The 12,602-nt window shown below is 58.3% G+C and carries 14 protein-coding genes; 12 read left to right on the top strand and 2 right to left on the bottom strand.

Annotated features, from left to right (window positions below; translation table 11 throughout):
• The first annotated feature begins 3 nt into the window (after positions 1-3).
• From kdsA to ispD, 4 genes are all read left to right on the top strand, one after another.
• Positions 4-849, top strand: coding sequence for a 3-deoxy-8-phosphooctulonate synthase (kdsA, locus tag ACM110_RS13070; RefSeq protein WP_084322286.1), 846 nt, complete (start codon positions 4-6; stop codon positions 847-849).
• A 156-nt stretch (positions 850-1,005) separates the two neighbouring features.
• Positions 1,006-2,295 (top strand): phosphopyruvate hydratase, encoded by a 1,290-nt coding sequence (gene eno, locus ACM110_RS13065; RefSeq protein WP_053159569.1) that lies wholly within the window; start codon positions 1,006-1,008, stop codon positions 2,293-2,295.
• A 172-nt stretch (positions 2,296-2,467) separates the two neighbouring features.
• The gene (ftsB, locus tag ACM110_RS13060; RefSeq protein WP_338585047.1) at positions 2,468-2,746 is read left to right on the top strand and encodes a cell division protein FtsB; all 279 of its coding nucleotides are present in this window, start codon (positions 2,468-2,470) and stop codon (positions 2,744-2,746) included.
• Entirely contained in the window at positions 2,743-3,450 is a 708-nt protein-coding gene (gene ispD / locus ACM110_RS13055; protein WP_416128082.1) for a 2-C-methyl-D-erythritol 4-phosphate cytidylyltransferase, read from the top strand. The genes ftsB and ispD overlap by 4 nt, the downstream gene beginning before the upstream one ends.
• A 96-nt stretch (positions 3,451-3,546) precedes the next feature.
• On the opposite strand, the gene ACM110_RS13050 is transcribed toward ispD, so the two are convergent.
• On the bottom strand, positions 3,547-4,443 hold the full coding sequence (locus ACM110_RS13050) for a LysR substrate-binding domain-containing protein (protein ID WP_416128081.1): 897 nt from the start codon (positions 4,441-4,443) through the stop codon (positions 3,547-3,549).
• Positions 4,444-4,550: 107 nt separating this feature from the next.
• Between ACM110_RS13050 and ACM110_RS13045 the strand changes: the two genes are divergently transcribed.
• The 8 genes from ACM110_RS13045 (at position 4,551) to rpoS (ending at position 11,684) form a co-directional block, all read left to right on the top strand.
• Positions 4,551-5,663 carry an S-(hydroxymethyl)glutathione dehydrogenase/class III alcohol dehydrogenase gene (locus tag ACM110_RS13045; protein WP_150704253.1) on the top strand — a complete coding sequence of 371 codons (1,113 nt, stop codon included), beginning with the start codon at positions 4,551-4,553 and terminating at the stop codon, positions 5,661-5,663.
• A gap of 8 nt (positions 5,664-5,671) precedes the next feature.
• The gene (gene fghA, locus ACM110_RS13040) at positions 5,672-6,517 is read left to right on the top strand and encodes an S-formylglutathione hydrolase (RefSeq protein ID WP_416128080.1); all 846 of its coding nucleotides are present in this window, start codon (positions 5,672-5,674) and stop codon (positions 6,515-6,517) included.
• A 43-nt stretch (positions 6,518-6,560) separates the two neighbouring features.
• On the top strand, positions 6,561-7,034 hold the full coding sequence (gene ispF, locus ACM110_RS13035; protein WP_034149878.1) for a 2-C-methyl-D-erythritol 2,4-cyclodiphosphate synthase: 474 nt from the start codon (positions 6,561-6,563) through the stop codon (positions 7,032-7,034).
• A complete protein-coding gene (gene truD, locus ACM110_RS13030) occupies positions 7,031-8,089 on the top strand; it encodes a tRNA pseudouridine(13) synthase TruD (protein WP_416128079.1) in 1,059 nt (352 codons plus the stop codon). Before ispF ends, truD begins: the two co-directional genes overlap by 4 nt.
• Positions 8,077-8,826 (top strand): 5'/3'-nucleotidase SurE, encoded by a 750-nt coding sequence (gene surE / locus ACM110_RS13025; protein ID WP_416128078.1) that lies wholly within the window; start codon positions 8,077-8,079, stop codon positions 8,824-8,826. Before truD ends, surE begins: the two co-directional genes overlap by 13 nt.
• 41 nt (positions 8,827-8,867) lie before the next feature.
• Entirely contained in the window at positions 8,868-9,503 is a 636-nt protein-coding gene (locus tag ACM110_RS13020) for a protein-L-isoaspartate(D-aspartate) O-methyltransferase (RefSeq protein WP_338586465.1), read from the top strand.
• 211 nt (positions 9,504-9,714) lie between these two features.
• Complete coding sequence (locus tag ACM110_RS13015; protein ID WP_416128077.1) at positions 9,715-10,572, top strand: peptidoglycan DD-metalloendopeptidase family protein; 858 nt, start codon at positions 9,715-9,717, stop codon at positions 10,570-10,572.
• A 104-nt stretch (positions 10,573-10,676) separates the two neighbouring features.
• Positions 10,677-11,684, top strand: a complete 1,008-nt coding sequence (gene rpoS / locus ACM110_RS13010; RefSeq protein ID WP_059407844.1) for an RNA polymerase sigma factor RpoS — start codon at positions 10,677-10,679, stop codon at positions 11,682-11,684.
• A 484-nt stretch (positions 11,685-12,168) separates the two neighbouring features.
• Here rpoS and fdxA read toward each other — a convergent pair whose 3' ends face one another.
• The gene (gene fdxA / locus ACM110_RS13005) at positions 12,169-12,492 is read right to left on the bottom strand and encodes a ferredoxin FdxA (RefSeq protein ID WP_339554436.1); all 324 of its coding nucleotides are present in this window, start codon (positions 12,490-12,492) and stop codon (positions 12,169-12,171) included.
• Between the last annotated feature and the right edge of the window lie 110 nt (positions 12,493-12,602).

Raw genomic sequence — 12,602 nt, 5'->3', positions numbered from 1 at the left:
CTGATGGCGCAGAAGATCATCCGCGTAGGCGATATCGAGATTGCCAACGACAAGCCAATGGTGCTTTTTGGTGGCATGAACGTGCTGGAAAGCCGCGACATGGCGATGCAGGTCTGCGAAGAGTACGTAAAGGTTACCGAGAAACTGGGTATCCCTTACGTGTTCAAGGCCAGCTTCGACAAGGCCAACCGTTCCTCCGTGACCTCTTACCGTGGCCCCGGCCTGGAAGAGGGCATGCGGATTTTCCAGGACATCAAGCAAGCCTTCGGCGTGCCGATCATCACCGACGTTCACGAGCCTGAACAGGCCGCGGTCGTCGCTGAAGTCTGCGACATCATCCAGTTGCCGGCCTTCCTGTCGCGCCAGACCGACCTCGTGGTCGCGATGGCCAAGACCGGTGCCGTGATCAACATCAAGAAAGCCCAGTTCCTCGCGCCTCAGGAAATGAAACACATCCTGAACAAGTGCGTGGAAGCGGGTAACGATCAGTTGATCCTCTGCGAACGCGGTTCGAGCTTCGGCTACAACAACCTGGTCGTCGACATGCTCGGCTTCGGCATCATGAAGCAGTTCGAATACCCGGTGTTCTTCGACGTTACCCACGCACTGCAAATGCCTGGCGGTCGTTCCGACTCCGCCGGCGGCCGTCGTGCCCAGGTCCTGGATTTGGCGAAAGCCGGCATGAGCCAGTCTCTGGCCGGCCTGTTCCTGGAAGCCCACCCGGACCCGGACAACGCCAAATGCGACGGCCCTTGTGCCTTGCGTCTGGACAAACTGGAGCCATTCCTGGCCCAGCTCAAAGCTTTGGACGAACTGGTGAAGAGTTTTCCGACGGTAGAAACCGCGTAATCCTCATTTCTCCGGTAAAGTACCGCACGATTTATCGCTCAGGCCCTCGGGCCTGAGCCTTGTCGTCTGCAAGACTGCCCGCTGCACCTCGCTTGCCGACGATTGAAGATTTCCTACAGCTGCGTCGTTTTCGTCAACTTTGGAGTGTTTACAACAATGGCTAAAATCGTCGACATCAAAGGTCGTGAAGTTCTCGACTCCCGTGGCAACCCCACCGTGGAAGCGGATGTGCTTCTCGATAACGGCATCATCGGCAGCGCTTGCGCGCCGTCCGGTGCTTCCACTGGCTCGCGTGAAGCGCTCGAGCTGCGTGATGGCGACAAGAGCCGTTACCTGGGCAAGGGCGTACTCAAAGCTGTAGCCAACATCAACGGTCCGATCCGCGACCTGTTGAAAGGCACTGATCCAAGCGACCAGAAAGCCCTCGATCTGGCGATGATCAAGCTCGACGGTACTGAAAACAAAGGCTCCCTGGGCGCCAACGCGATCCTCGCCGTTTCCCTGGCCGCGGCCAAGGCAGCAGCACAGGACCAGGACCTGCCGCTGTACGCTCACATCGCCAACCTGAACGGCACTCCGGGTGTTTACTCGATGCCGGTTCCGATGATGAACATCATCAACGGTGGCGAGCACGCCGACAATAACGTCGACATTCAGGAATTCATGGTTCAGCCGGTTGGCGCCAAGTCTTTCTCGGAAGGCCTGCGCATGGGCACCGAAATTTTCCACCACCTCAAAGCTGTGCTGAAGGCCCGTGGCCTGAGCACCGCCGTCGGTGACGAAGGTGGTTTCGCGCCGAACCTGGCGTCCAACGAAGACGCACTGAAAGTGATCTCCGAAGCCGTGGCCAACGCTGGCTACAAACTCGGCACCGACGTAACTCTGGCTCTGGACTGCGCGGCCAGCGAATTCTACGAAGACGGCAAGTACAACCTGTCCGGCGAAGGCCAGGTGTTCACCGCTGAAGGTTTCGCTGATTACCTGAAAGGCCTGACCGAGCGTTACCCGATCATCTCCATCGAAGATGGCCTGGACGAGTCCGACTGGGCTGGCTGGAAAATCCTCACCGACAAGATCGGCGAGAAGACTCAGCTGGTAGGTGACGACCTGTTCGTGACCAACACCAAGATCCTGAAAGAAGGCATCGATAAAAAGATCGCCAACTCGATCCTGATCAAGTTCAACCAGATCGGCACCCTGACCGAAACCCTGGAAGCCATCCAGATGGCCAAGGCTGCCGGTTACACCGCCGTGATCTCGCACCGCTCGGGCGAAACCGAAGATTCGACCATTGCCGACCTGGCTGTGGGTACCTCGGCTGGCCAGATCAAGACCGGTTCCCTGTGCCGTTCCGATCGCGTCTCCAAGTACAACCAACTGCTGCGTATCGAAGAGCAGTTGAACGGTAAAGCCAAGTACAACGGCCGCAGCGAATTCCGCGGTTAATTGAGTACTAGGTAAAAAAGTCAGCGGATTGTGTCGGAAAAATCGCTACAGCGACGTTTTTGCCACTAATCTGATGCCTTATCAGCACAAGCCTGGTTCTTCCAGGCTTCGTGCTATCAGTAGCTTCATGTTTTGGTATGGCTGTCTTTTTTCACTGGATACCTGATATTCGATGCGCAGTCCCAATTGGTTGTTCCTCGTCCTGCTCCTGCTGCTGGCTGGCCTGCAATACCGCCTGTGGGTGGGTAATGGCAGCCTGGCGCAAGTGGCCGAGCTGAAGCAGCAGATCGCGGATCAAGAAGCTGAGAACCAGGTGTTGCTTGAGCGCAATCGAGTGATGGACGCTGAAGTCAGCGAGTTGAAAAAGGGCATGGAGACCGTTGAAGAGCGGGCTCGCCATGAGTTGGGCATGGTCAAGGACGGTGAAACCCTTTACCAGTTGGCCCAATGATTAATTCGTTACCGGCCTTCTGGGCCGTGATTCCTGCCGCGGGCGTCGGTGCCCGTATGGCCGCGGACCGTCCCAAGCAATACTTGCAACTGGGTGGTCGCACTATTCTCGAACACAGCCTCGGCTGTTTCCTTGATCATCCTTCCCTGAAGGGGTTGGTGGTCAGTCTTGCTGTTGATGATCCTTATTGGCCGAACCTGGCCTGTGCCGGCGATGCGCGCATTACGCGGGTTGAAGGCGGCTCGGAGCGTTCCGGGTCAGTGCTCAATGCCTTGCTGCATTTGCATGCTCAGGGTGCCGGTGATGAGGACTGGGTGTTGGTTCACGATGCGGCGCGACCGAATCTCAGTCGCGACGATCTGGACAAACTGCTGGCCGAACTGGCTGACGATCCTGTCGGCGGGCTGCTGGCGGTTCCCGCGCGGGATACCCTCAAACGCGTCGATACACACGGTCGAGTTGTCGAGACCGTGGATCGCAGTGTGATCTGGCAGGCGTACACGCCGCAGATGTTTCGCCTTGGCGCGTTGCATCGGGCGTTGGCCGACAGCCTGGTGGCTGACGCTGTTATTACCGACGAGGCGTCGGCCATGGAGTGGTCTGGTTTATCGCCGCGCCTGATCGAGGGGCGAGCGGATAATCTCAAGGTTACCCGGCCTGAAGATCTGGAGTGGTTGAGACAGCGTTGGGTTAACCGTCGCTAAAAGATCGCAGCCTGCGGCAGCTCCTACAGGGGGATCCGCAAATGAATGTCATACCCCAATCCCGTAGGAGCTGCCGAAGGCTGCGATCTTTTGATCTTAAATCCTGTACTCCGGCCGTTCGGCCAATCCTTCCTTCAAGTAATCCACTAGCTTTCGCACCTTCGGCGACAGATGCCGTTGCTGCGGATACAGCGCCCAAACCGCTGTGTTCGGCGGTTGTTGCGCTTCCAGTAGCGAAATCAAGGCTCCGCTTTTCAGATGTTCGAGCACGTAATAGTCCGGCAACTGACACAACCCCACGCCTTGTAATGCCGCGTCCAGCACCGCTTGCCCACTGTTGCAGCGCCAGTTTCCCTGCACACGTTGCGAAAACTCCCGCCCGTTTTGCTCCAGTTGCCATAGGTCTGAGCTGCCGATGAGGCAGTTGTGACGGCTCAATTCCGACAAACTGTGTGGCCGACCATACCGTTCAACGTAGGAAGGTGACGCACAGAGAAACATGCGTCGCGGAGCGAGGCGAGTAGCGACCAATCGTGAGTCTTGCAGGCGGCCGAGGCGGATCGCCAGGTCGAGGCCTTCGTGCACCAGGTCGAGTTGGCGGTTGCTCAGCTCAATGTCGATCCGCAGTTGCGGATAGAGCCCCATGAAACGCGTCACCAACGGCACGATGAAGCGTTCGCCGTAAGCCACTGCGCAAGTCATGCGCAACATGCCTTTGGGTTCGCTGGTCAAATCGCCGACCGCTCGCAGCGCCTCTTCGCGACCGTCCTGCAAGCGCTGGCAATGTTGCAGAAAGGTTTGCCCAGCCTCGGTCAGCGTGACCCGGCGGGTGCTGCGGTAGAGCAAACGGGTTTGCAATCGCTCTTCAAGGCGTACGATTTGTCGACTGACATGGGAAGAAGAAACCCCAAGACGCTCCGCGGCAGCCGTGAACTGGCTGCATTCGGCAACCGCCACAAACTCGTCGATCCCTTCCCAGCGATTTTCAGACATCGATGATTATCCCTGTGCAGCAATAATATTTTGCATTTGCCCAGATTATTCATCGTAAGGCCATGTAATACACTCCCTGTCTCGTTTTTATTCACTGGAGCATCACCATGATCAAGTCACGCGCCGCCGTTGCCTTCGAGGCCAAGAAACCTCTGGAGATCGTTGAAGTCGATGTCGCCATGCCCAAGGCCGGTGAAGTGTTGCTGCGCGTGGTGGCTTCCGGTGTCTGCCATACCGATGCCTACACACTGTCGGGCGCTGACCCGGAAGGCATCTTCCCGTCGATCCTCGGTCATGAAGGTGGGGCAATCGTTGAAGCGATCGGCGAGGGCGTGACTTCCGTCGCCGTCGGCGATCATGTCATTCCGCTGTACACCCCGGAATGCCGTCAGTGCAAATTCTGCCTGTCGGGCAAGACCAACCTCTGCCAGGCCATTCGTGCGACCCAGGGCAAAGGGCTGATGCCTGACGGTACTTCGCGCTTTTCCTACAAAGGACAGCCGATTTTCCACTACATGGGGACTTCCACGTTTTCCGAGTACACCGTGCTGCCGGAAATCTCCGTCGCCAAGATTGCTAAAGAAGCGCCACTGGAAAAAGTCTGCCTGCTGGGTTGCGGTGTCACCACCGGGATCGGTGCAGTGCTCAACACTGCCAAGGTGAAACCAGGTGATACCGTGGCCATTTTCGGCCTGGGCGGCATCGGTCTGTCGGCAGTCATCGGCGCGGTCAAAGCCAAGGCTGCACGCATCATCGCGATCGACATCAACCCGGCGAAATTCGAGATCGCCAAACAGCTGGGTGCAACCGATTGTGTGAACCCGAAAGACTTCGATCGTCCGATCCAGGAAGTCATCGTCGACATGACCGATGGCGGCGTCGATTTCTCGTTCGAGTGCATCGGCAACGTGCAATTGATGCGCGCCGCCCTTGAGTGCTGCCACAAGGGTTGGGGCGAGTCGGTCATCATCGGTGTCGCCGGTGCCGGCCAGGAAATCGCGACTCGTCCATTCCAGTTGGTCACCGGTCGCGTCTGGCGCGGTTCGGCATTCGGCGGCGTGCGTGGCCGTACCGAGTTGCCAAGCTATGTGGAAATGGCCGAAACCGGCGAAATCCCGTTGGACACTTTCATCACCCACACCATGGGCCTGGAAGACATCAACAAGGCATTCGACCTGATGCATGAAGGAAAAAGCATCCGCTCCGTCATCCATTTCTGAGGTCTGCCATGAGCCTGGAAAATATTTCCTGCCAGAAAAGCTTCGGCGGCTGGCACAAGCGCTATCGACACCGCTCCGACGTGCTTGGTTGCGACATGGTGTTTGCCGTGTACCTGCCACCGCAAGCGGAGCAGGGCGGCAAGCTGCCGGTGTTGTATTGGCTGTCCGGCCTGACCTGCACCGACGAGAACTTCATGCAGAAGGCCGGCGCGATGCGCATGGCCGCCGAGCTGGGGCTGATCATCGTTGCACCGGACACCAGTCCGCGCGGCGCCGATGTGCCAGGTGATCCGGACGGTGCCTGGGACTTCGGTCTCGGTGCCGGCTTCTATTTGAACGCCACGCAGGAACCCTGGTCGCGGCACTATCGGATGCATGACTACGTCGTGCAGGAATTGCCGGCACTGGTCGAAGCCCATTTCCCGGCGTCGGACAAGCGCGGCATCAGCGGTCACTCCATGGGTGGCCACGGTGCGCTGGTCTGTGCGTTGCGCAATCCGGGGCGTTATCTGTCGGTGTCGGCGTTCTCGCCGATCAACAATCCGATGGACTGCCCTTGGGGGCAGAAGGCGTTCTCTCGGTATCTGGGCGAAGACCGTTCGAAGTGGCGCGAGTGGGACGCCTGTGCGTTGATTGCCGAGGCGGACGAGAAGTTGCCGCTGCTGGTCGATCAGGGTGATCGGGACGACTTCCTCGCCACCCAGCTCAAGCCTGAAGCCTTGCAACAGGCAACCAAACTGGCCGGTCATCCGCTGACGTTGCGCCTGCAACCCGGCTACGACCACAGCTATTTCTTCATTGCCAGTTTCATCGAAGATCACTTGCAGCATCACGCGCATGCTCTGGGTGCCTAATGCAGGTAGAATCACGCCCTGACAAAAATCGGGGCGTTTTTTTATGCGTATTGGCCACGGCTATGATGTGCACCGTTTCGCTGAAGGCGATTTCATTACTCTGGGCGGCGTGCGGATCGCACACAGCTTCGGGCTGCTCGCTCATTCCGACGGTGACGTCCTGCTGCACGCCTTGAGCGATGCCTTGCTCGGCGCTGCTGCGCTGGGTGACATCGGCAAGCATTTCCCGGACACCGACCCGCAATTCAAAGGCGCCGACAGCCGTGCGCTGTTGCGTCATGTCGTCGCACTGATCCACGCCAAAGGCTGGAAGGTCGGCAACGTCGATAACACTATCGTTGCCCAGGCGCCGAAAATGGCGCCGCATATCGAATCGATGCGTGCGCTGATTGCCGCGGATCTTCAAGTTGAGTTGGATCAAGTGAACGTAAAAGCTACCACCACCGAAAAGCTTGGCTTTGTCGGTCGCGAAGAAGGCATTGCCGTGCATTCCGTTGCCTTGTTGCTGCGCGCATGAACGAACTGCTACTACTCGGCCCGCGTGCCTATGGCGAAGCCCTCGGCACAGCGGTACTGAAGGCGATCGCAGAAGATTTCCAGGTCGACGAAGTCCTTGATATTCCCCTGAGCGGCGACGGCGAACACCTGTGGGTCTGGGTGGAGAAGCGCGGCCTGAATACTGAAGAGGCGGCACGGCGGATCGCTAAAGCTGCCGGCGTTCCACTGCGCACCGTCAGCTACGCCGGGCTCAAGGACCGTCAGGCGCTGACGCGCCAGTGGTTCAGCGTGCAACTGCCGGGCAAGGCCGACCCGGATTTGTCCGCGGCAGAAAACGACACGCTGAAAATCCTCAAGACCAGCCGACACAAACGCAAGCTGCAACGCGGTGCGCACTCGGCCAACGGTTTCACTTTGCGCCTGACTCAGTTCGCCGGTGACAAAGCTGCCATCGAAGAGCGCCTGCAACTGATCGTCAAACACGGCATCCCCAATTATTTCGGCGCCCAGCGCTTCGGGCATGACGGCGGCAACGTGGTCGACGCCCGTGCCTGGGCTGCACGCAAGGCCTTGCCGGAACAGCGTAACGTGCGTTCGCGTCTGCTCTCGACCGCCCGTAGTTTTCTGTTCAATCAGGTGTTGGCTGCGCGTGTCGCCGACGGCACCTGGCAGCGCGCCCAGGTCGGTGACCTGCTGGCGTTCACCGATAGCCGCAGCTTCTTTCCGGCCGGTGAGGCCGAGTGCAGCGACCCGCGTCTGGCGATTCTCGATCTGCACCCGACCGGCCCGCAGTGGGGCGAAGGTGACTCGCCGGCCACGGGCGCTGTCCATGAACTGGAGCAGGCGATCGCCGCGCGCGAAGCAGACCTTCGCGATTGGTTGATCAACGCCGGTATGAGCCACGAACGTCGCATCCTGCGGCTGCCCATTGGTGGGTTGACGTGGCATTATCCCGAGCCTGACATTCTGCAACTGGAATTCGTCCTTCCGGCCGGATGCTTCGCCACCGTATTGGTGCGCGAGCTCGTTGATCTGGTGCCGGTGGGGCAGACGGACAGCCCATGCGTATTCTGATTTCTAACGACGATGGGGTAACCGCACCCGGTCTCGCCGCGCTTTATGCTGCGCTGGCGGATTACACCGAATGCGTGGTTATCGCCCCGGACCAGGACAAAAGCGGCGCCAGCAGTTCGCTGACGCTCGACCGTCCGTTGCACCCGCAGACACTGGGCAACGGCTTCATCAGCCTCAACGGTACTCCCACCGATTGCGTGCACCTGGGCCTTAACGGCTTACTGGAGCGCGAAGCGGACATGGTGGTTTCCGGGATCAACCTGGGCGCCAACCTGGGGGACGATGTGCTGTATTCCGGCACGGTGGCGGCAGCTTTGGAAGGGCGCTTCCTCGAACGTCCTGCGTTCGCCTTTTCGTTGGTCTCACGACAAGTCGAGAACCTTCCTACAGCGGCGTACTTTGCGCGAAAACTGGTCGAGGCCCATGCTGATCTCGACTTGCCACCGCGCACGGTACTGAACGTGAACATTCCCAACTTGCCGCTGGAACACATCCGCGGCATTCAGTTGACCCGCCTCGGGCATCGCGCCCGCGCCGCAGCGCCGATCAAAGTGGTCGACCCGCGGGGCAAGGCAGGTTACTGGATCGCCGCAGCAGGGGACGCCGAAGACGGCGGGCCAGGCACCGATTTCCATGCAGTCATGCAGGGGTATGTTTCGATCACCCCATTGCAACTGGATCGCACCTTCAACGATGCCTTCAGAAGTCTTGATGGCTGGCTGGAGGGGCTGCGCTGATGACTCGTGGACAAGACGATATGCTGCATCGCGGCATCGGCATGACCTCGCAGCGGACCCGCGAGCGGTTGATTCAGCGTCTGTACGAGGAAGGAGTCTCCAACGCCAAGGTGCTGGAAGTCATCCGTCGTACACCGCGTCACCTGTTCGTCGACGAGGCACTGGCGCACCGGGCCTACGAGGATACCGCGCTGCCGATCGGCCATAACCAGACCATCTCCCAGCCTTATATGGTCGCTCGCATGAGCGAGTTGCTGCTGGAAGCCGGGCCGCTGGACAAGGTCATGGAGATCGGCACGGGTTCGGGTTATCAGACGGCGGTGTTGTCGCAGCTGGTCGAACGGGTGTTTTCCGTGGAGCGCATCAAGGTGCTGCAAGACCGGGCCAAGGAACGCCTGATCGAGTTGAACCTGCGCAACGTGGTTTTCCGCTGGGGCGATGGCTGGGAAGGGTGGCCGGCGTTGGCACCGTACAACGGAATCATCGTGACTGCTGTGGCCACCGATGTGCCTCAGGCCTTGCTCGATCAATTGGCGCCAGGGGGGCGTCTGGTGATCCCGGTCGGCTCCGGTGAGGTGCAACAATTGCTGCTGATCATTCGAGAAGAACAGGGTTTTTCCAGACGGGTTCTGGGGAACGTTCGCTTCGTTCCATTGCTAAACGGGCCACTGGCCTGAGCATTTATTTCAGCGCGCTGAATTCTCTTCGATGGCCTTTGTCTTACAGCGGCGTCGATTGGTTAAACAGGTTGTTTTGTCAGACAGCAAACGTGTGCGCGACGCCATTTCGCTTCATTAAGGGTAAAGCTTGCACGGCCCGTTATACTTGCGACATTTCGTGCCGGAACACGGCAAATCACATTTTCAGCCACCACAAAGGGAGCGGCGGGTGAGTCTCACAGTCATAGCGCAGCGTATGGGTAAAACGAGCTTTCAGCGCCTGGTGACTGGCCTTGTCATGAGCACCTTGCTGGTCGGTTGTTCCAGCAACAAATCCAGCGACGTGCGCGTCGTCGACCGCAACAATGCCGCCACCCAGCGTCCGGCAGTGACGACGGGGCAATACGTCGTTCGACCGAAAGACACCTTGTTCTCGATCGCTTTCCGCTACGGCTGGGACTACAAGGCCCTGGCTGCACGCAACAACATCCCGGCGCCTTACACGATCCATCCAGGTCAGACGATTCGCTTTGATGGCCGCACCGGTTCAACGCCGACAACGGTGGTCAGTTCCTCGAATTCAACACCTTCTTCCTCGAGTAAAACCACGGTCATTCGTCGTCCGGTCGACGGTGGCACTCCCACCACGGCGGTGGTTGTACCGTCCGTCGCCAACAAGCCGGCACCCGCTCCATTGCCTGCTCCGGGCCCGGCCCCGACCGGCTGGGGATGGCCATCCAATGGCATTTTGATTGGAAAATTCTCTTCAAACGGTAGTTTGAATAAAGGAATTGATATCGCCGGAGATTTGGGACAGCCTGTTTTAGCTGCGTCTGATGGGACGGTGGTATACGCCGGGAGTGGCTTAAGGGGCTACGGCGAATTAGTCATCATCAAACACAGCGAAACCTACGTCAGTGCCTACGGACATAACCGCAGGCTGTTGGTTCGGGAGGGGCAGCAGGTCAAGGTCGGACAGACAATTGCCGAAATGGGGTCAACGGGTACAGACCGGGTGAAACTGCATTTTGAGATTCGCCGCCAAGGTAAACCTGTAGATCCGCTGCAATTCCTGCCGCGTCGTTGATCGCTTCCAGCCTGTTCCGTCACGTAGAGGGGACAGGCTCCAGCGTTGCCAAGGATAAAGGCGCCGCTTGAGCTTGAGGTCGAACTCACCAAAGGACTATAACAATGGCTCTCAGTAAAGAAGTGCCGGAGTTTGACATCGACGATGAGGTTCTCCTGATGGAGACCGGCATCGGTACGGATTCGATGTCGAATGATGAAGGGGCGGCTCCACCTTCCGTTCGTGCCAAATCCAAACACTCCGCGTCGTTGAAGCAACACAAGTACATTGACTACACGCGGGCACTTGATGCCACGCAGCTGTACCTCAATGAAATCGGCTTTTCCCCTCTGTTGTCCCCCGAAGAAGAAGTTCATTTTGCGCGACTGTCGCAAAGTGGCGATCCGGCCGGGCGCAAACGCATGATTGAAAGTAACCTTCGGCTGGTGGTGAAAATCGCCCGGCGTTACGTCAATCGTGGCTTGTCGCTGCTCGATCTGATCGAAGAGGGCAACCTCGGCTTGATCCGGGCGGTGGAGAAGTTCGACCCTGAACGCGGCTTCCGCTTTTCGACCTACGCAACCTGGTGGATTCGTCAGACCATCGAGCGCGCGATCATGAATCAGACCCGGACGATCCGGTTGCCGATCCATGTGGTCAAAGAGCTTAACGTGTACCTGCGGGCTGCACGGGAGCTGACGCAAAAACTCGACCATGAACCCTCACCCGAAGAAATCGCCAACCTGCTGGAAAAACCGGTGGGAGAGGTCAAGCGCATGCTGGGCCTGAACGAGCGGGTTTCTTCGGTCGACGTCTCGCTGGGTCCGGATTCGGATAAAACCCTGCTGGACACCCTTACCGACGATCGCCCAACCGATCCATGCGAACTGTTGCAGGATGACGACCTGTCCCAGAGCATCGATCAATGGCTCTCGGAACTGACCGACAAGCAGCGCGAGGTGGTTGTACGCCGCTTCGGCCTGCGCGGTCACGAGAGCAGCACCCTTGAAGACGTAGGCCTGGAAATTGGCCTGACCCGGGAACGGGTCAGACAGATTCAGGTTGAAGGCCTGAAGCGTCTTCGGGAGATTCTGGAGAAAAACGGCCTGTCGAGCGAGTCGCTGTTTCAGTAATCGACTCGAAGCAGGCAACAAAAAGCCCCGACTGGTTCGGGGCTTTTTGTTGCCCGAGCGAAAGCGGTCGCGCGACTGTGCAGCCACCGCAGGTTTGTAGTCTCGCGTTGTAAGTCTTTGCTTACTCTTTCGTAAGTGTTCGTTATTTTTACACTGTGGTAGTGGGCGGGGCATTCATTTGAGTTTAGTTATCCCATTGAAAAATAACGATATTTATAAATATTAACGGTATGTGACAGGCTGCCGCGGTACTTGAGGGCGGTTGCTCCGATCCGGGATCGCTTTAGTATCTGGGTTGTGTCGACGGACAGACACGCCCTTCAAGGATGAGGGGAACGGAAATCGCAGGACGCGATTCATCAGGACGATGAAAAGGAACACAGGGAATAAGGAAAAAATGTGGGCGGGTCAAACCGCCCCTTTTTTTCGCCTGCAGAAAAGCAAAAAGGCCCTTGTGGGGCCTTTTTCGAGAACGCGGGGGTAATCAGCGTTCGAGGTGTTCGATCTTGCCTGGCTTGCCATCCCACTCGGCAGAGTCCGGCAAAGGATCCTTGCGCTCGGTGATGTTCGGCCAGATTTCAGCCAGCTCAACGTTCAGCTGAATGAAGTTTTCCATGCCGGCAGGGATTTCATCTTCGGAGAAGATGGCCACAGCAGGGCATTCAGGTTCGCACAGTGCGCAGTCGATGCACTCATCCGGGTGAATCACCAGGAAATTCGGGCCTTCGTAAAAGCAGTCCACCGGACAGACTTCTACGCAGTCGGTGTACTTGCACTTGATGCAGTTGTCGGTGACGACGAAGGTCATTTCTAATTTTCTCCTCAGGCGCGGCTTGCTGCGCCCCTTCACGTGGGGGTCGCATGGTTCGGGAGCGATAGTCTGCAGGCCAGGCTAAAGCCTGCAGCATCCCAAACCGC

The sequence above is a fragment of the Pseudomonas sp. NFX98 genome, from assembly GCF_047784845.1.
Classification (GTDB): domain Bacteria; phylum Pseudomonadota; class Gammaproteobacteria; order Pseudomonadales; family Pseudomonadaceae; genus Aquipseudomonas.
The sequence above is the reverse complement of the archived record's forward strand: the minus strand, read 5'-3'. Positions and strand labels throughout refer to the sequence as shown.

Excerpts from the sequence above, each read along its gene's own strand:
- kdsA (WP_084322286.1), top strand. The coding sequence starts at position 4 with ATGGCGCAGAAGATCATCCGCGTAGGCGATATCGAGATTGCCAACGAC.
- eno (WP_053159569.1), top strand. The coding sequence starts at position 1,006 with ATGGCTAAAATCGTCGACATCAAAGGTCGTGAAGTTCTCGACTCCCGT.
- ftsB (WP_338585047.1), top strand. The coding sequence starts at position 2,468 with ATGCGCAGTCCCAATTGGTTGTTCCTCGTCCTGCTCCTGCTGCTGGCT.
- ispD (WP_416128082.1), top strand. The coding sequence starts at position 2,743 with ATGATTAATTCGTTACCGGCCTTCTGGGCCGTGATTCCTGCCGCGGGC.
- ACM110_RS13050 (WP_416128081.1), bottom strand. The coding sequence starts at position 4,443 with ATGTCTGAAAATCGCTGGGAAGGGATCGACGAGTTTGTGGCGGTTGCC.
- ACM110_RS13045 (WP_150704253.1), top strand. The coding sequence starts at position 4,551 with ATGATCAAGTCACGCGCCGCCGTTGCCTTCGAGGCCAAGAAACCTCTG.
- fghA (WP_416128080.1), top strand. The coding sequence starts at position 5,672 with ATGAGCCTGGAAAATATTTCCTGCCAGAAAAGCTTCGGCGGCTGGCAC.
- ispF (WP_034149878.1), top strand. The coding sequence starts at position 6,561 with ATGCGTATTGGCCACGGCTATGATGTGCACCGTTTCGCTGAAGGCGAT.
- truD (WP_416128079.1), top strand. The coding sequence starts at position 7,031 with ATGAACGAACTGCTACTACTCGGCCCGCGTGCCTATGGCGAAGCCCTC.
- surE (WP_416128078.1), top strand. The coding sequence starts at position 8,077 with ATGCGTATTCTGATTTCTAACGACGATGGGGTAACCGCACCCGGTCTC.
- ACM110_RS13020 (WP_338586465.1), top strand. The coding sequence starts at position 8,868 with ATGACCTCGCAGCGGACCCGCGAGCGGTTGATTCAGCGTCTGTACGAG.
- rpoS (WP_059407844.1), top strand. The coding sequence starts at position 10,677 with ATGGCTCTCAGTAAAGAAGTGCCGGAGTTTGACATCGACGATGAGGTT.
- fdxA (WP_339554436.1), bottom strand. The coding sequence starts at position 12,492 with ATGACCTTCGTCGTCACCGACAACTGCATCAAGTGCAAGTACACCGAC.